13 protein-coding genes and 1 pseudogene are annotated in these 17,373 nt (G+C 62.1%); 6 read left to right on the top strand and 8 right to left on the bottom strand.

The window, feature by feature from the left end:
- Positions 1 to 70 precede the first annotated feature (70 nt).
- The 6 genes from AC07XP_RS04655 (at position 71) to AC07XP_RS04630 (ending at position 7,240) form a co-directional block, all read left to right on the top strand.
- Positions 71 to 1,330 carry a tyrosine-type recombinase/integrase gene (locus AC07XP_RS04655; RefSeq protein ID WP_495263965.1) on the top strand — a complete coding sequence of 420 codons (1,260 nt, stop codon included), beginning with the start codon at positions 71 to 73 and terminating at the stop codon, positions 1,328 to 1,330.
- Positions 1,314 to 2,852 carry a site-specific integrase gene (locus tag AC07XP_RS04650; RefSeq protein ID WP_495263964.1) on the top strand — a complete coding sequence of 513 codons (1,539 nt, stop codon included), beginning with the start codon at positions 1,314 to 1,316 and terminating at the stop codon, positions 2,850 to 2,852. The genes AC07XP_RS04655 and AC07XP_RS04650 overlap by 17 nt, the downstream gene beginning before the upstream one ends.
- Positions 2,849 to 4,861, top strand: a complete 2,013-nt coding sequence (locus AC07XP_RS04645; RefSeq protein WP_495263963.1) for an integrase — start codon at positions 2,849 to 2,851, stop codon at positions 4,859 to 4,861. The genes AC07XP_RS04650 and AC07XP_RS04645 overlap by 4 nt, the downstream gene beginning before the upstream one ends.
- Positions 4,858 to 5,292 (top strand): hypothetical protein, encoded by a 435-nt coding sequence (locus AC07XP_RS04640; protein WP_495263962.1) that lies wholly within the window; start codon positions 4,858 to 4,860, stop codon positions 5,290 to 5,292. The genes AC07XP_RS04645 and AC07XP_RS04640 overlap by 4 nt, the downstream gene beginning before the upstream one ends.
- Before the next feature lie 422 nt (positions 5,293 to 5,714).
- Entirely contained in the window at positions 5,715 to 6,413 is a 699-nt protein-coding gene (locus tag AC07XP_RS04635) for a hypothetical protein (protein WP_495263961.1), read from the top strand.
- 491 nt (positions 6,414 to 6,904) lie between these two features.
- On the top strand, positions 6,905 to 7,240 hold the full coding sequence (locus AC07XP_RS04630) for a YnfA family protein (protein WP_495263960.1): 336 nt from the start codon (positions 6,905 to 6,907) through the stop codon (positions 7,238 to 7,240).
- A 68-nt stretch (positions 7,241 to 7,308) separates the two neighbouring features.
- On the opposite strand, the gene AC07XP_RS04625 is transcribed toward AC07XP_RS04630, so the two are convergent.
- The 8 genes and pseudogenes from AC07XP_RS04625 to AC07XP_RS04590 all read right to left on the bottom strand — a co-directional run bounded on the left by AC07XP_RS04625 (position 7,309) and on the right by AC07XP_RS04590 (position 17,349).
- The gene (locus AC07XP_RS04625; RefSeq protein ID WP_495263959.1) at positions 7,309 to 7,929 is read right to left on the bottom strand and encodes a class I SAM-dependent methyltransferase; all 621 of its coding nucleotides are present in this window, start codon (positions 7,927 to 7,929) and stop codon (positions 7,309 to 7,311) included.
- A gap of 17 nt (positions 7,930 to 7,946) precedes the next feature.
- Positions 7,947 to 9,176: pseudogene (chrA, locus tag AC07XP_RS04620) on the bottom strand (chromate efflux transporter).
- A gap of 90 nt (positions 9,177 to 9,266) precedes the next feature.
- A complete protein-coding gene (locus tag AC07XP_RS04615) occupies positions 9,267 to 12,461 on the bottom strand; it encodes an efflux RND transporter permease subunit (RefSeq protein WP_495263958.1) in 3,195 nt (1,064 codons plus the stop codon).
- 11 nt (positions 12,462 to 12,472) lie between these two features.
- Entirely contained in the window at positions 12,473 to 12,814 is a 342-nt protein-coding gene (locus AC07XP_RS04610) for a P-II family nitrogen regulator (protein ID WP_495263957.1), read from the bottom strand.
- A 14-nt stretch (positions 12,815 to 12,828) separates the two neighbouring features.
- Positions 12,829 to 14,376, bottom strand: coding sequence for an efflux RND transporter periplasmic adaptor subunit (locus AC07XP_RS04605; RefSeq protein ID WP_495263956.1), 1,548 nt, complete (start codon positions 14,374 to 14,376; stop codon positions 12,829 to 12,831).
- Between the two features lie 16 nt (positions 14,377 to 14,392).
- Positions 14,393 to 15,514 carry a TolC family protein gene (locus tag AC07XP_RS04600; protein WP_495263955.1) on the bottom strand — a complete coding sequence of 374 codons (1,122 nt, stop codon included), beginning with the start codon at positions 15,512 to 15,514 and terminating at the stop codon, positions 14,393 to 14,395.
- A gap of 239 nt (positions 15,515 to 15,753) precedes the next feature.
- A complete protein-coding gene (locus tag AC07XP_RS04595) occupies positions 15,754 to 16,152 on the bottom strand; it encodes a hypothetical protein (protein WP_495263954.1) in 399 nt (132 codons plus the stop codon).
- Positions 16,153 to 16,275: 123 nt separating this feature from the next.
- Positions 16,276 to 17,349 carry a DMT family transporter gene (locus AC07XP_RS04590; RefSeq protein WP_495263953.1) on the bottom strand — a complete coding sequence of 358 codons (1,074 nt, stop codon included), beginning with the start codon at positions 17,347 to 17,349 and terminating at the stop codon, positions 16,276 to 16,278.
- Between the last annotated feature and the right edge of the window lie 24 nt (positions 17,350 to 17,373).

Below are 17,373 nucleotides of genomic sequence, written 5' to 3'. Positions count from 1 at the left end.
CCACCCACATTTTAGTTTGTGCTCTAGTAGCGTAGTTGTTTAACTACGATGGGCTACAAATGGCGGGTAGATGACGAGCTTCGTCGCAAAACGCCTCCGTTTTCAGAACGGAGAGCATCATTCCTTGCTGAGCAGGCCGGGCGGCTTGCCAGTCCATGAAGTTACCCTTTACCTGGCCAGATACAGAAAGCGTGGGCTGAAGGCCAACACGATTCACAGCGTGTGCACAACGCTCGCATTGCTTTATCGCGAGCTTGACAAAGCGGGCATCAACTTGCTCGGCCGATTAGGGCAAGGTCGTTTTCTGACCCTTACAGAACTCAACAATCTAGCCGAAGCAGCTCAATATCAGATGGCGGATCTGTCTTGCGAGGACGCAGACAAACCGCGGCGTCGGAACGTCATCGATATCAAGCGGATCCGGTATCGCCGTAAGGCAGCTACGGCAGAGTTCAAGGCTGTCGTTGTCGCAAGCCAAGCCACTCGTCTTCACTACATCGCCAACTATCTGGAGTTTCTGGTTTCATACTTCGGAGAGTTGCTGCCAGCACCTCACCAACGCAGAGAGCTTGAACTTGAGAGTGACATTGCGCTCAAGGCGTTCCGTGCCGAAATCCCGAAGGTGTCCAGAAGAGCGACGCTGGGCGCCCGAGAGGGACTGTCAAAGGAGGACCAGACCCGGCTTTTGGACGCGATCCATCCGAATTCACCCAACAACCCGTGGAAGCGGGGCTTCGTGCGTGAGAGGAATTGGCTCATCGTCGTACTTTTGCTCGCGACCGGTATGCGCCGCGGCGAACTCCTGGGGATGCAAATCCGAGACCTCGACCAACATCTGCCCAAGCTGCGCATTGTGCGGCGGGCGGATGCTGACGAAGACCCCCGTCGCATTCAGCCCAACGTCAAGACCAATGACAGAGAAGTGGAGTTGCGGCCGGCCATCATGAAGGCGGTCTGGAGCTACATCAAGGACCACAGGAAGAAGATCAAAGCCGCGCGCAAATACCCCCAGCTCATCGTCGCAGACGATGGCCAGCCGTTGTCCTTGAAAAGCATTGACAAGATTTTTAAGCTGCTTCGCGAAGCCTGCCCTGGCGTACCGGTCAAGCTGACGAGCCATGTCATGCGCCACACTTGGAACGATCGCTTCTCCGAGCAAGCTGAACTTTTGGGGCTGACGGATGCCGTCGAAGAGAAGGCCAGGAATGAGCAGCAGGGGTGGACAGAGAACTCGAAATCGGCCGCAACGTACACCCGCCGTCACGCGACCAAAAAAGGACGTGAACTTTCTTTGAAGCTTCAGGAGCAGCTGGATGTCCCAGACAATTGAGTTCAGTACATCCACCACTATTGCAATCAGGCTGCCAGAACGCGTTTTCACGCGCAGCGGTGCGAGTTTCGACCCAAGGGGCGACTTATGGGAATGGGACGATGGTCCGTTCAACGCTCGACTTGACTTTCGTCGATACCACAATGGGTTCGAAGCCTTCGTACCTTCGCTGAAACAGGCGCTGCTGCCTTTCTTGAAGGGACACTCGTCTGCGCATATCGCCAACCTGCTCCAAGCGTTTTCGCATTTTGTAGAGGTCATCCAGACATGTCCAGACGAAGCGATCGACGTGCCACATATATCCAGCTTTGTGTCGCGCTTGGGCGCTCATGAAGTCGGACGACTCGGCTCCTTCAACGTGCTGCTACAGAAATGGGTGGCCCTAGGATTGCCAGGCATAAAGCCCGAATGTGCGAAATTCCTGTCCGAACGTCGAAAACCAGGAAACGTTAAAGGCAACGCAGTCAGAACACGGGACCCCGTCGAGGGACCTTTGAGCGAGGATGAATATACCGCTCTCTATTCTGCTTCGAACGCGGCTTATGGGCGGGGAGAACTTCCCTTGTGGACGCTGTTGCTGACCCGAATTTTACTCGCGTGCGGTGGGCGCATCTCTCAGTACGCATCCCTGAAGTTTTGCGATTTCGATGGTGCCGCTTCAGTGCTCAATCTGCCGCAGGCCAAGACCGGTGAAGCGCACGCCCGAATGAGCTTCCTTCAGTTTGATATCAGCCCGCAGACGACACGACTCATCTCCGACTACCTTGATGGCTTGCGAAAGGAGGGGTACGAAGAACACTCAGCTTTCTTCCCTCAGGCCTTGGTAATGCCCCTTGGGCCCACGAAAGAGCTACGTTCAAAAGAGCATCTTTTTTTTGGGCACTGCCTTCCGAACACGCTGTCCATCTGGTTCAAGCAACTGATGAGCGCTATCGCGCCGCCGACCGCGAGGCTGGATTTTGCGCCGATGCCGTTGACGCCGCAACGATTCCGTTACACGTTTGGCACCCGCTTGGCCGAAGAAGGTGCCAGCAAAATGGTGATAGCCAATCGCCTCGGCCACGCAGATCTTCAGAACGTCGAGGTTTATGTCGCTGCCTCGCCAAAAATTATCGAAAACATCGATAGAACCATGGGCGCGCTTCTCGCCCCGCTTGCCAGGGCGTTCAAGGGACGGCTGGTCGAGGACGAGGCGCACACGACCCACAACGCTGCTCCCGGCAGCCGCATCATCGACTTCCGGGTCTCGAAGGACCCGCTTGGCAGTTGTGCTGGCAAAGGCAGTGGCTGTGCATTCGACAAACCGGTCGCTTGTTATGGCTGTTTTCGCTTTGAGCCCTGGCTTGACGCTCCGCACGAGAAGGTTTTGCACCGACTGCAAGCTGATCGCGAAAAATGGGCGACCGATGAGCGAATGGCTGCGGTCAACGATGAGCCCATCAGAGCAGTGCAGGAGGTCATCGCGCTCTGCGCCGAAGTCTGGGAGCAACGTTGTGTAAGCAAGTCAGAGGGCGGGCCGTGATCGGTGCGGTCCTTCACTTCACGCCTCGTGTCGAACTGAACTCGCTGGCAAATCTTGAAGCATTCGTGCAGCTCTGCAAGACATCGGCAGTCCTCGGTGCCGACAAGCAGTTCGAAGTGGACGTTTGGGACATTGGTCACATCAAGGGCAGTAACAAAATTCACCGGGCGGTCTTCAGCACATTGGAGGCATCCAAGGCGCGTGAATCCACGCCAAGCCTGCCGCCTCCTTTTCTGGACTTCGCCAAAGCCACCCTGGTCTACCTGCAAGACAAGCGACCGGTGACGTCTCAAAGCATCCGTGTGGCGGCGCTTCGCAATCTGGAAGCCGCCTTGCGCGAGTTGTGCAAAGGCTCGAGGCCCACAGCTGTGGACGAAATGGTGCTGGACGAAGCCGTCGAACTTGCAAAAAAACAGGCCTCGCCAAATGTGGCCTATCAGATTGGCGGTCAGCTGCAAAACATTGCGGACTTCATGCGGTCCAAGGGATTCATCTCTCTTCGCCAAGGCTGGATCCACGGCGTCAAAAAGCCCCAGGAACTGGGGTCGCGCATTTCGAAGGCGGCACTGACGGCGCGCCAGGAGAAGCTACCGTCAGCTTCTACGCTTCGTGCATTGGGCGGCATCTTTCATGAGGCGGTCGAGCCCGCTGATGTCCTGATTTCAAGCATGACCAGCATGATGCTTTGCGCGCCCGAGCGTATCAACGAGGTGCTTCGGCTTAGGCGAAAATGCCTCGTTGAAGGTGATGGCGAGTATCGCGGGAAGCTGGGATTGCGGTGGTCCGGCTCTAAAGGCTTTGAAGACACGACGAAGTGGCTCCCGACAGAAATGGCGCCGATCGCCCGCGAGGCCGTGGCGAACATCATTCAAGTGACGGCCGCCGCTCAGCATTTGGCAGCGTGGTACACCGCGAATCCAACAAAGCTTTACCTGCACGAGGATGTTGCGCATTTCAGAGATCGCGCGGTGCTGACGCCGACCGAGATAGGCCTTGTCCTGTGGGGCTACGAAGCTGCATACAGCGAAGCCAGCCTCTGGGCGAGGACCACCAAACAATTGACTTCCGTACCGCTTGGCGGGCGACGCATCGGATACCGTTTTGAAGACGTTGAGCGCGCCGTCATCGCAATGCTGCCGACGACCTTCCCGTATGTACCTGGCGCTCCAGAACTTCTGTGCCAAAACGCCATGGCCATCGCGCGCACAAACGAAGTGCATTCCAAGCGGGCAACATTTCTATGCATGTTCAATTGCATTGACTACAGTGTGATTTCGTTCCAGTTGGGCGGCCGGATCGACGGGCAGTCCATCTTCGAGCGCTTCGGTTACACCGAGGACGACGGTTCGCGCATCAATCTACGCAGCCACAGCCTTCGTCACTATCTGAATATGCTGGCGCAGACAGGTGGTCTGAGCAGCGCTGAAATCGCTATCTTTTCAGGGCGAAAAGATGCTAGACAGAACCGAGCTTACGATCACATGAGCTCTGACGAGGTTCAGGCGCCCATCAGTCAGGCACTGAATGAGGGGTTCACGTCCGAATTAGAGCCAGCCATCCATGTCGGCCGCGATCTGGTGGCTCGCAGTGAATTCGGAAGCTTGGGACTCACGGCTGCACACACAACCGAATACGGATGGTGCGAACATGACTTTGCGAGCGAACCCTGCCAGATGTATCGCGACTGCATGAATTGCGAAGAGCAAGAGTGCATCAAGGGAGAAAAGAAAAAGGAGGCGAATCTGCGCCTGTTCAAGAGCGAGACCGAGTACCTTTTGAAGCAGGCCCGGGAAGCTTTGAGCGACGAGGAATACGGCGCCGACACGTGGGTAGAACACCAAGTCAAAACGCTGGGAAAAGTCAACGCGATGCTGGCGATTCTGGACGATCCTGCAGTGCCCGCTGGAGCGCGAATTCGTCTGGACGTTTCCAACGCACCGCTCATCACGGTCGACAACATTCATCCGATCAAGCTTGTCAGAACAACACGCAGGAAGGCGTTGGAATGAAGAAGTCGCGCGCGCCGGACATGACCAGCGAGCGCATTGCCATGATCCTGGACATACTTGATGTCTGGAAAGGCAAGCTCACGTGGGAACTGCTATTGGCCGGAGTGGAAAAATCCACCGGGCACCTTTATTCGCGATTCACGCTCGCCGAGTACCCTCAAGTTGCAATTGCTTTCTCGCTCAAGAAGGACGCGCTGCGCGGCACATTGCTGCCAAGCCGTGGCGAGCCGCGAGATGAACGGGTTCGTGCGGCTCTGGCGCAAGTTGAACGCCTCAAGGGCAAAGTAGTACGGCTCGAAGCGGAGAACGAGTTACTGTCCGAGCAGTTCGTGACGTGGGCACTTAATGCCGAGCGCAGGGGTGTCACGATGACAATGTTGAATGCCCCACTTCCAAAGCCCCAGCGTGATCGCACCAAAGGGGAGGGTTGATGGCGAGGGTAAGAAATTTCGTCTGGATCGACGCCCTTCTCATGGCCACCCGGGCGAAGCGTCGTGCGGTGAACGAGGGTACTGTCGCTGCTACCCTGAAATGATCGTTCCCGGGTTCGATTAACCCCTGCAGACGAGACGTAGCCGGCCTACCGACTCGGTTCAGCTTCGCGCCCAACTGGCGATTCGGCGCCAGAGCAGCGCGAGATCGCCAAGGATCTGATGCCCGAAGCGGATGAGGTGCTGAAGCTCATCCATGCCGACTGAGGGCTGCTGCAGGGGAGCCCAACGCGCAGCGATGTTCAAGGTTGATCAATTGGCGAGTCGGACATCGGATGCGCACAAGCGTTTCGGCGGTACTGGCCTTTTCAGCGCATGGCTCGCAAAACTAAGAGCGATCACACCAAGGCAGGTAGCGAAGAATGGATGCATACCGCAGCAAGAACTGGAAGGTGTTTCGAGCGGAAGTGTTCCGCTTGGACAATTACACGTGCACCGTGTGCGGCCGGTCGGCCGCACTGGGCGGGTTGGTCCTCCAGGTGCATCACAAGCGTTACCTCCCTGGACATAAGCCTTGGGAGTATCCCTACGATTTGTGCTCGACGATGTGCAAGGGCTGCCACGCTGCCGAGCATGGCATCGTGGCTCCGCGTGTCGGCTGGACGCACTGCGGATGGGACGATCTCGGCGGCCTCAATGGCGAATGTGAATTGTGCGGCAATGAGATTCGATATGTCTTCGCTGTGTTCCATCCGAAGTGGGGGACGATGGAGGTCGGAGAAACATGCTGCGACCACCTCACCGACACCACGCTAGCCAGCAACCTCATGGAGTCGCAGCGCCGCTATCTGAGCCGTCGCCGGACCTTCGTTGAATCCAGTCGTTGGCACGAGCGCAGCCATTCCCACCACAGCATCAAGCACAAGCGCTTCATCATCGAAGTTCTTTGGACCATGACGGCCGGCGCCTACCAACTGCAGATCGACGGCCAGCGCGGCAAGCTGAAGTTCCGCGACATGCTTGAAGCCAAAATGAAGGCCTTCGACATCGTGGAGTCAGGTGATCTGCAGAAGTACACCGAGCGCCAGCGGAAGAAGTCGCGAGGCCGATGGTGGGACTGATGGCTGCAGAGCCAGAGTGCGACATCGACTACGTCACTCGGTAGAGCGCGGCGAGCGCGGGCCCGGCCTCCTCGCTATTGCCCTTGAGAGCGCTTGCAGGCAAGCTCGACGGGCATCCGTACGAACCGGCCGCTCGACGTACTCGCCGCCGCCATTGCCATATCGCTGCAGCACCAACCAACGCACTGACCGCAACCACTGCCAGCGGAACAATCCCGCCGGCGTAGGCCAGCCAGGCACCCGCGCCGCCAGCGAAGAGCGCCGCGATGCCCGCTGCGATTGGCGCAGCGCAACACACAGCGCATGCGACGCCCAGTCCAAGTACCACCTGCCATTTTTTCGTCGTCATAGGTCTTTGATGTAGCGTGGGACGCGTCGCTCACATGCGCACCATAGGACCTCAAGTAGCTTGAGAGGCAAGAAGAACCTTTGTCCTTTCGGATGAGCGGTTTGTGGCGTGGCCCGACCTGCGGCTCAAAGAGAATCATCGAATGGAAGCGCTCAAGACCCTCTCTCTCTTCATCGTCACGGCGCTGGCGGAAATCGTCGGCTGCTATCTGCCCTATCTCTGGCTGAAGCAGGATCGCTCTGCCTGGCTACTCGTGCCTGCGGGGATTGCCTTGGCGCTCTTTGCCTGGCTGCTTTCGCTTCACCCGGCGGTAGCCGGCCGTGTCTACGCTGCCTACGGCGGCGTCTACATCGGCGTGGCCATCCTGTGGCTCTGGTCGGTGGACGGCATTCGGCCGACCACAACCGATTTGGTTGGCGTCGCGGTGAGCCTCGTCGGCATGGCGATCATCATGTTCGGTCCCAGGCCAACCGTCTAGCCCGGGAGGCCGGACGCCGCCACGGGCGGTCGGCAACGACCTGGTTCGAGTTGGTCCAGTCGGATTTGCTACTGCGCGTGCCGCCGACAGAAGCAGTAGACGAACTGTTGTGGCGCCCCCCAAGGGGTGGTGTGCACTTCGGTGCTGCTCTCGACAAGTTCGAACGGCACACCGAACCGGGCGTGCAATTCGTTGGACGCGTAGCGGGTCACGGGCAGACCGCTGCATTGTTCCGGCCCCTGTGGCCCGAATGCACCAACGATGGCGAAGCCACCAGGCTTGAGCGCGTGAAGCACCTGAGCCACGTACCGCTCCCGCTGCGCGTCGGTGGTGAGGAAATGGAACACTGCTCGGTCATGCCAGACGTCGAATGAGCTTGCAGCAAACTCGGCCTCCAGTACATCAGCGGCTTTCCAGACAACATTCGCGGCCCGTTGGCCGAGCCGCTGCACCGTGACATTCAAAGCTGTCGCAGAAACGTCCAGCACGGTCAGGTTGGCGTAGCCGTCCGTCAACAGATCGTCGACCAGGGTCGACTCTCCACCACCCACATCGATGATGGCGGCCTCCTTGTCTGGCACCGCCTTTTTCACGTACTGGAGCGACCGCACCAGGTGCGGCGCATACCAGCTGACCGACTCCGCGGATTTTGTGCCGTAGACAGTTTCCCAATGCGACTTCACGTTCATGGTCCCGTCCAAAAAGGTTAGATGGTCATGGCCCAGCCCGCCAGTGCGGCCAGCAGCACGACGACCACCGGTGAAATTCGAGCATAGACAAGCAAGCCGAACGCTGCGAGCGCGAGGCCGAAATCCGCCTTGTTGTGAATGGCACTCGTCCAGACCGGATCGTAGAGTGCAGCACCGAGGATGCCGACCACGCCTGCGTTGACGCCGGCCATGGTCACCTGAACGGATGCGCGCCGGCGCAGACTCTCCCAGAAAGGCAGAGCTCCGACGAGCAGCAAGAAAGCGGGCAGGAAGACGGCGACAAGGAAGACCAGTCCGCCAATCTATCCGTGGAGCGGCCCGGTGGCGACCGTGCCGAGATACGCTGCGAAAGTGAACAGCGGCCCGGGAACGGCCTGTGCCGCGCCGTAACCAGCCAGGAAATCGGCGTTGCTCACCGCGCCCGATGGCACCACGGTGGCCTGCAGCAGCGGCAGCACCACATGGCCACCGCCGAACACCAGTGCGCCAGACCGGAAGAACCCGTCCAGGAGGGTCACCGTCTGCGAGCCGGTGGCTGTTGCCCACAAAGGCAGCCCGATCAACAGAAGCGCAAACAGCACCAGCGCCGCAACGCCGACCTTCCGCGAGATCCGGTAGTCATGTGGTTGCACGGTGCCCTGGCTGGGCAGTTTGAGCAACCAGCGGCCAAGCAACGCGGAGATCACAATGGCCGCAACCTGCCCCGCGGCCGAGGGAAGTACGAGGGTCAGCAGTGCCGCCAGAATGGCCAAGCCGGCCCTTGGGCGGTCGGGGCACAAGGACTTGGCCATCCCCCACACCGCCTGCGCCACCACCGCCACGGCCACCACCTTGAGGCCATGCACCCAGCCCGAATCCGCGAGCCCGCGGTACTCGGCAACGCCGTAGGCAAAGAGAATCAGGGCCAGTGCGGACGGCAGCGTGAAACCGATCCACGCGGCCAGCGCTCCCCACCATCCCGCACGTCCCATCCCGAGCGCCATGCCAACCTGGCTGCTCGCCGGACCGGGCAGGAATTGGCACAGCGCCACCAGGTCGGAGTACGTCCGGTCGTCCAGCCACCGGCGGCGTTCGACGAACTCGCTGCGGAAGTAGCCCAAGTGAGCGACCGGTCCACCGAAGGAGGTCAGGCCGAGCTTCAGAAAGGCCAAAAACACCTGCCATGCGCTGCCGGGAGGCAGTGCAGGTGTGGCGATGTTTTCAGGGGCCGGCGACGTGGAAATCATGGGGTCGATCATCTGATTCGCATGTCGGCCCTGTCGGGCCCGGCATGCATTCGGCGGATCGATCGCGCGGCGCTTTCAAATGACTCTGCACTACGCGCCGGCGATCTGTACTGGCGACATCGGCCCTTCAGCCTTTGCCTCTTGCGGATTTTCGCGCAGCTTGGCGTCTCGCCCATGCGCAAGCCGGTAAAGAATCGGCAGAACCAGAAGCGTCAGCACGGTCGACGACAGGATGCCGCCGATCACCACGGTCGCCAGCGGCCGCTGCACTTCGGCGCCAGTGCCGACCGCAATCGCCATCGGCACGAAGCCGAGAGATGCCACCAGCGCCGTCATCAGCACGGGCCGCAAGCGCGTCAGCGCGCCTTCGCGGATGGCATCGTCCAGCGGCATGCCGTCTTCGCGCAAGCTGCGGATGTAGGAAAGCATCACCAGGCCATTCAGCACGGCCACGCCCGAGAGCGCAATGAAGCCGACGCCCGCAGAGAGCGACAAGGGAATGTCGCGAAGCCACAGCGCGAGCACACCGCCCGTCAGCGCGAACGGCACACCGGTGAAGACCAGCAGCCCGTCCTTCGCATTGCCGAACATCACGAACAGCAGCGTGAACACCAGCAAGAGCGCCACCGGCACGACGATCTGCAGACGCTTGCTGGCCGACTGCAGCTGTTCGAAGGTACCGCCCCACTGGGTCCAGTAGCCGCTGGGAACCTGTACCTGCTCGCGGATCTTCTGCTGCGCTTCGGTGACGAAGCTGCCGATGTCCCGTCCCCGGACGTTGGCCGTCACGACGACTCGCCGCTTGCCGTCCTCGCGGCTGATCTGGTTCGGGCCGGGGGCCGAAACGATCGTCGCGACGTCGGCCAGCCGCACGAATCCGCGTGCCGCGCCGCTGTCGCCTGCGGGGAGGCGCACGGGCAGCCGCTTGATGGCCTCGATGTCACCGCGCACGCCATCCGGCAGGCGCACGAGGATGTCGAAGCGGCGATCGCCCTCGAAGACGGCGCCGGCTTCCTGTCCCCCGAGCGCCGCGGAGACGTTCTCCTGAATGTCCGCGACATTCAAGCCAAGCCTCGCTGCCTTCTCGCGATCGATCTTCAGCGTCAGCATCGGCAGGCCCGTGGTCTGCTCGACCTTGACGTCGGCAGCACCTGGAATGCCTTCGAGCACGCGCGAGATGCGCTCGGCGCTCTCGTTCATTTCATCCATGCTGTCACCGAACACCTTGACCGCTACATCGCTGCGCACGCCGGAGATCAGCTCGTTGAATCGCATCTGGATCGGCTGCGTGAACTCGTAGTTGTTGCCCGGCACCTTGCCGACGGCCTCCTGCAGGGCCGCCACCAGGTCGGCCTTGCTGCGGCCAGGATCAGGCCATTGATCCCGCGGCTTCAGCATCACGAAGTTGTCCGCGACATTGGGTGGCATCGGGTCGGTCGCGATCTCGGCCGTGCCGAGCTTCGCAAACACCGCGTCGACCTCGGGGAAGCTCTTGATCACCTTTTCGAGCTGCGTCTGCATGTCAATGGCTTGCGTCAGGCTCGTGCCGGGGATGCGCAGCGCATGCAGCGCAATGTCGCCTTCGTCGAGACTGGGGATGAACTCGCTGCCCATGCGCGTGGAGAGCAAGCCCGACAGAAGAACGCAGGCTGCGGCGACGGTGAGCACGAGTGGCTTGCGCGCCATGGCCCAGTCGAACGACGGGGCATATCCGCGCTTGGCCCATCGCATCACCCGGTTCTCCTTCTCGCTGACCTTGCCGGTGATGAACAGCGCAACGGCCGCCGGCACGAAGGTGACCGACAGGACCATGGCGCCCAGCAGCGCCGTGACCACCGTGAATGCCATCGGGTGGAACATTTTTCCTTCCACACCGGTCAGCGCGAAGATCGGCAGGTACACGACCATGATGATGAGCTGGCCGAACATCAGCGCGCGGCGCGACTCCTTGGACGCCGCAAACACTTCGTGGAAACGCTCGTTGCGCGTCAGCGTCCGGCCGAGGGTGGCCTGCGCATGAGACAGCCGCCGGATGCAGTTCTCCACGATGACGACGGCGCCGTCGATGATGATCCCGAAGTCCAGCGCGCCCAGGCTCATCAGGTTGGCGCTGACCTTGTTGCTCACCATGCCGGTGAACGTGAACAGCATCGCCAGTGGGATCACCGTCGCGGTGATGATGGCGGCGCGAATGTTGCCAAGAAACAGGAAGAGGATCGCGATGACCAGCAGCGCACCTTCGATCAGGTTCTTCTTGACGGTGGAGATCGCCTTGTCGACGAGAACGGTCCGGTCATAGACCGTCTTTGCGATGACGCCTTTGGGCAAGCTCGTGTTGATCGCCGCCAGGCGCTTGTCGACGGCGCTTGACACGTCGCGGCTGTTCTCGCCGATCAGCATGAAGACAGTGCCCAGCACCACTTCCTGGCCGTTCTCTGTTGCGGCGCCGGTGCGAAGTTCCTTGCCCAGGCCGACCTCGGCGACATCGCGGATGCGCACCGGCACGCCCTTGACGGTGGCAACGACGATGTTGCCGATGTCTTCGACCGTGCCGACCTGGCCCGGCGAGCGGATCAGGTGCTGCTCGCCGCGGCGTTCGATGTAGCCGGCGCCGACGTTGGCGTTGTTGCGTTCCAGTGCGGTCACGAGATCGGAGATCGCCAGGCCGTGCGCCACGAGTCGGTCTGGCAATGGCGCGACCTGGAACTCCTTGGCGTAGCCGCCGATGGTGTTGATCTCGGTCACGCCGGGCACGGTGCGCAGCTGCGGCTTGACTACCCAGTCCTGGATCTCGCGCAGGTCCATGGGCGTGTAGGCACTGCCATCGGGCTTTCGGGCGCCGGGCTCGGCCTCTACCGTCCACATGTAGATCTCGCCCAGGCCCGTCGCGATCGGCCCCAGGCTCGGCGTCAGTCCGCCAGGCAGTTTGCCCTTGGCTTCCTGGATGCGTTCGCCGACCAGTTGCCGGGCGAAGTAGATGTCGGTGCCTTCCTTGAAGATCACCGTCACTTGCGACAGGCCATAGCGCGAGATCGAGCGCGTCTGCTCGAGCTTGGGCAGGCCGGCCATGGCGGTCTCGATCGGGAAAGTGACGCGCTGCTCGGCCTCCAATGGCGAATAGCCGGGTGCCTCGGTGTTGATCTGGACCTGGACGTTGGTGATGTCGGGCACGGCGTCGATCGGCAGCTTCTGGTAGCTGAAGATGCCGAGCCCGACCATGCCCAGCACGGCGAGCATGACGAGCCATCGCTGGTCGATGGCGAAGCGGATGATGCGTTCGAACATGGTGTCGTGCCTCAGAGCGCGGCGTCGCCGCGTTCGCCCGTGCGGATGCGCACGACATCGGTGAGTTCACTCACTCCGACGATGCCGTCGCCGTGGTGTCCCGTATGAGCCGCTTTCGTGATGGCCTCGACGATGCTTTGGGCATCGGCGTCGGCGCAGAACACCATCAGCACCGTTTGCTGATGCGAGTCCGGCTTCCATTCATCGTTGGCGAAGTGATGGTCTTGACCGTGCCCACGCGGATGACCCTGCGACGGGAAGAGCGTGAAGCCCGGCAGATGCGGCAACCCGTGGAGCGCGGCTTCGACGGCTTCGAGGCGGTGGGGACGGATGACGGCAGTGATCTGTTTCATGGTTGGCTCCCGGTTCAGTGGTCGTGGCTCGCGCCAGCCTTGCCCAACTCGGCCTTGACGACGAAGCTGTTCGTGCCTGCGTAGCGCTCGCCAGCGCGAAGGCCCTCGCGCACCTCGATGTGCTTGCCGTCGCTACGGCCCAGTTCCAGTGGTCTGGCTTCGAGGCTCGTGCCGTACCGGCCGAACACCACCTTCCAGTCGCGCAGGTCCTGCACGGCCTCAGCTGCGACTGCGACGGGTACGTCCTTCTCTTCGATCACCACATCGACCGACACCGGAAGGCCCGGGCGCCAGATGCCCTTGGGATTGGCCAGGGTGATGCGCGCGATGGCGCTGCGCGTCTGCTCGCCGACCAGCGCACTGATGTAGTTGATCTTGGCCTCGGCTTGTGCCTCGAAGGCGTTGGCCCGCACGATGACCGGCTGTCCGGTGGCGATGCTGCCCAACTCCTGCGTGGGCACGGGCGCCTCCACCCAGACCGACTTCAGATCGGACACAGTGAAGACCGCGCTGTCTTCCTTGACGGTCTCGCCAAGTGACAGCCGCTTCTCGGTGACCACCCCGTCGATCGGTGAGCGCAACTCATAGCGGGTCAGGCTGCCGGAGCCCGGTGTGCCGCCCAGCGTCGAGAGCTTGCCCTGCGCGCTCTGGACGGCAATGGTGGACTCCTCCATCGCCGTGCGGGCTTGCAGCATGTCCTGCTCGGGCGAGATCTTTTCTTCCCACAGCTTGCGTTCGCGCTCGTAGGTCGTGCGCGCCAGGGCCAGGCGGCGCTGCGCAGCCAGCAGTTCTGCCCGCTGGTCGGACAGCCCCTGGCTGCTCAGTACCGCGAGCACCTGCCCTTTGCGCACGTTGTCTCCGGCGCTCGCGAAGACCTCTTCCACCAGGCCTGCGACCCGGGGAACCACCTGAACCGTGCGGTCGCTGTTGTATTTGACTTCGCCCAGGAGCCGGAGGGTGGTGCCGATCTTGGCGGGCCCTGCGGTTGCGAGTTCGACGCCGGCCGATTTCAGCTGGGCATCGGTCATGGTCACCCGGGCTTCGATCTGCTCGTAGCCGAACTGGTGCGTCTTGCCCGCGTGCGCCGCCTTCACGTCGACTTTGAACGAATGCGGCTCCGACACGATGGAGTCGCCTTGCAGGTAGTCGCCTTCCTTGCGGAAGCTGAAGGGTTGAGGCGCCTGCCCCAGCCGTTCGAGCGTCAACTGGACTTGGCTTTGGGCCGGGTCCAGCGGCTTGCCGTCCAGATAGGTATAGAGCCTGAACTGGGGTTCGACGCCGGTCTCGAAGATCGTGACCTCGACGGCATAGTCGCCGTCCTTCAGCAGTTTGCCGCCGTGCGGACCCTTTGCGGGTTCTTTGGCTTTGCCGCTGTCATGCCCGTGTTCGTCTTTGTGCTCATCCTTGTGGTCGCTGGCCGCGGTTTCTTCGTGGCCGTGACCGTGTTCGTCGGCACCGGACGTGGTCTTCTTGTTGCCAAGAATGAATGCACCCAGTACGACGGTGAGGATCACCACCGCGCCGATGGCGAGACGCTGCTTTTTGGGTTCGGGGGATTTCATGGGAGTCTTCCGTGTTTCATTGAGCGCCCGACAGGCCGTCGGCGCCGAGCATGCGGTTGAGGTCTGCGCTCGCGCGGTGTGCTTCGGCGAGTGCGCGCAGATACTGGGTGCGCGCCTGCAGCAGGGTGCGCTGGGCGTCGAGGGCCTCCAGAAAGCTGAACTTGCCCAGCTCGAACCCCTTGGTTGCCGCGTCGAAGGCACTCTGCGCGCCTGGCAGGACATCGGCGGCCAGGGATTGCGCCTCAGCGCGCGATACCGCCAGCCGCTCGCGCGCCTGGATCGCTTCGCTTTCGATTTGCAGCCTGGCCGCGAGCAGCTCGTCGCGCGCCTTGTCTTCGCGCTTCAGCGCCTCGAGCACATTGCCCTGGTTGCGGTCGAACAAGGGCAGCGGAATGGAGAGGCCGATGACCGCCTGGTTGCGGCCCACCTCCTGGTCACGCTTGGCCCCCAGGCTGACCGTGACGTCAGACACCCGGCGAGCGTTTTCAAGGGCCGTCATGGCCTTGCGTCGCTCGACCTCCAGTTCGGCGCGGCGAAGCGCGGGCGCGCTGTTCAGCTGTGCGCGCAAGGTGCTTTCCGACATCAGCGCAGGCAGATCGGTCAGCGTTCCGTCAAGGGTATGGTTTCCCTGCGGTTGTCCCATGGCGTTGTTTAGGCGCGCGCGTGCGCCGACTTCTTCTCCGCGCACCTGCGCCAGTTCGATCCTCGCGCTGGCTTCGGCCACGCGTGCCTTGGTTTCCTCGACTGGAGAGACCTTGCCGGCCTGCACACGCTGTGCGGCCGCCCGCGACGAGCGCTGCGTCAGCGCGAGCGACGCCTCGGCCACGCGCGCGCGTTCCTGGATGGCCAGCAGATCGAAGAAGGCCGTGACGACCGCTGCGCGAACCGCATGGCGACGTGCGTCCAGATCGGACCGCGCCAAGTCCGTCGCTCGGTCGGCCGCTGCGATGCGAGCGTCGCGCTTGCCGCCCAGTTCGATCGGCTGGTTGATCTGCAGCGTGGTCGTGCGGGTTTCGCGCCGCGTGTCCTCCAGCAGGAACGCGACCTCGGGATTGGGCCGTGCCTGTGCCTGGAGGCGGGCGCCGCCCGTCGCTTCGACTTCCGTGCTGGCGGCAGCCAGCTCGGGGTTGTGTGCCAAGGCCAACTCCACGGCTTGGCGTACCGACAGCGACGAAGACTCGGGCGTGCCGGGTATCGCCGTGGGGGGCAATGAATTGGAAGGGGGTGACGTGCCTTGGGCTGACGCCACGCGCACCACGAGAACCGCCGCCATGAGCGGCAACAAAAACCTGCGCATCGAATTCTCCGCTGAACACTGAATGGAGGAATTCGGCGAGGCTCGGGCTGCGTTGGTTTTCCTGCTCTATCGAGAAAGGGCTACGCGCACTCGAACTGACCTCGCCGAAGGACTTCGGCAAGGCTCTTGGGAGGGCGTTCGAGCGCAGAGATCAGGGTGCTGGGATAGAAACCCGTGCGTTCCGCGGGTTCTCGACCGCCCGCGAACATGGGGGCGGGCAACTTGGGCATGGAGGGCACAGGATTGGCGCCCAGAAAATGATGGTGGTCCCCGTTACCGGCGTTGGCCGTGCCTTCGTCGGCCGCGGACGACACCTCGTCCGCAGCGTGACTCTGCGAGGCATGCGGGTGATGGCCTTCGTGATGGCCGAAATGCGCAGATGCACCTGCGTCTTCGTGCTCGCAGAATGCGGCCGCTGCACTCCAGGCCGAGTGAAACGGCAGAAGTGCAATCAGCAAGAAAAGCAGGATGCAGCGCATGGCGGCCGGAGTTTAGCAATGGGCGTCCGAGGACCGTTGCCAATAGGGTTGTTGCGATGAAGGGGTAACAGGTAGCAACGCCCCTGCACATTTAGGCTCTCGTCGCCGCAGCATCAGCCTCTCTCAGTGCGTGTGCCGATGATGAACATCGGGGTAGTGCGAATGGGCGTGCGCCACGGGTTCATGCCGATGCCAGTGCGTGTGCTTCGCCGCAGCCGGTGTGCCGTCGGCATGCGTGTGCTGGTGGTGCGCATCGTGCTCGTGCTCATGGGCGTGTTCCAACGGCTCATGCACATGCAGGTGCCCATGGCTTTCGGTCAGATGAAGCCAGACGCCAATCGCCATCAGCACGCCGGCCAACGCGAGTTGAAGGGTGAATGGCTCGCCCAGAAGCCCGATCGCCACAACGGCGCCGAAGAACGGCGCCACCGAGAAATACGCACCGGTCCGCGCGGTGCCGAGATGTCGCAGTGCGATCACGAACAGGACCAGGCTCGTGCCATAGCTCAGCAGGCCCAGGACGCCAGCGCCCGCCAGAACGGTGGCAGAAGGCCAACTGGCCCCGGTGGCCACCGCGAGCGCAAGGTTGGTAGCACCCGCCACCAGTCCTTTGGTCATGGCGATGAAAGAGGCGTCGGTCACTGACACCTTGCGCGTCAGGTTGTTGTCCAAGGCCCAGGCAAGGCAGGCACCGAGCACGGCCAGCGACGGCCACAGGGCGCCAGCACGCGCTTCGCTGGGCCAACTGAGGACCATGGCTCCGGCGACGATGGCTAGCATGCCCAGGGCAATGCGGCGATCAAAGTTCTCCTTGAAGGCGAACCAGGCGATCAATGCGGTCAGCACCCCCTCGGCGTTGAGCAGCAGAGAGGCATCGGCGGCCGCCATGCCGGCGAGGCCCGTCATGAGCAGCAACGGCCCCAGCATGCCGCCTGCGATCACGGCACCGGCAAGCCAGCCCGCTTCGGCGCGCTCAAGCCGCACGGCTGGCGCGCGCGATGCAAGCCGCCAGATCAGCAGCCCGACACCCGATCCCAGGTAGAGCACGCCGGCGAGCAACCAAGGGCTGGCGTGCGCCAGCAGCAGTTTCGCGAAAGGTGTGCCAGCGCCAAAGAGTGCTGCGGCGCCAAGAGCAGCGCCGACGCCGCGGTGAAAGAAGGTGCTCATGCTGCGTTTGTAGCGGATCGGGCCCTCCATGGGCTTTTCCTCGTCGGTTGACTC

This window comes from Variovorax sp. GW531-E2 (assembly GCF_059423125.1).
The sequence above is the reverse complement of the archived record's forward strand: the minus strand, read 5'-3'. Positions and strand labels throughout refer to the sequence as shown.

Coding starts and splice junctions, on each gene's coding strand:
- AC07XP_RS04605 (WP_495263956.1), bottom strand. CDS start 14,376: ATGAAATCCCCCGAACCCAAAAAGCAGCGTCTCGCCATCGGCGCGGTG.
- AC07XP_RS04635 (WP_495263961.1), top strand. CDS start 5,715: ATGGATGCATACCGCAGCAAGAACTGGAAGGTGTTTCGAGCGGAAGTG.
- AC07XP_RS04615 (WP_495263958.1), bottom strand. CDS start 12,461: ATGTTCGAACGCATCATCCGCTTCGCCATCGACCAGCGATGGCTCGTC.
- AC07XP_RS04630 (WP_495263960.1), top strand. CDS start 6,905: ATGGAAGCGCTCAAGACCCTCTCTCTCTTCATCGTCACGGCGCTGGCG.
- AC07XP_RS04595 (WP_495263954.1), bottom strand. CDS start 16,152: ATGCGCTGCATCCTGCTTTTCTTGCTGATTGCACTTCTGCCGTTTCAC.
- AC07XP_RS04655 (WP_495263965.1), top strand. CDS start 71: ATGACGAGCTTCGTCGCAAAACGCCTCCGTTTTCAGAACGGAGAGCAT.
- AC07XP_RS04650 (WP_495263964.1), top strand. CDS start 1,314: ATGTCCCAGACAATTGAGTTCAGTACATCCACCACTATTGCAATCAGG.
- AC07XP_RS04625 (WP_495263959.1), bottom strand. CDS start 7,929: ATGAACGTGAAGTCGCATTGGGAAACTGTCTACGGCACAAAATCCGCG.
- AC07XP_RS04590 (WP_495263953.1), bottom strand. CDS start 17,349: ATGGAGGGCCCGATCCGCTACAAACGCAGCATGAGCACCTTCTTTCAC.
- AC07XP_RS04640 (WP_495263962.1), top strand. CDS start 4,858: ATGAAGAAGTCGCGCGCGCCGGACATGACCAGCGAGCGCATTGCCATG.
- AC07XP_RS04610 (WP_495263957.1), bottom strand. CDS start 12,814: ATGAAACAGATCACTGCCGTCATCCGTCCCCACCGCCTCGAAGCCGTC.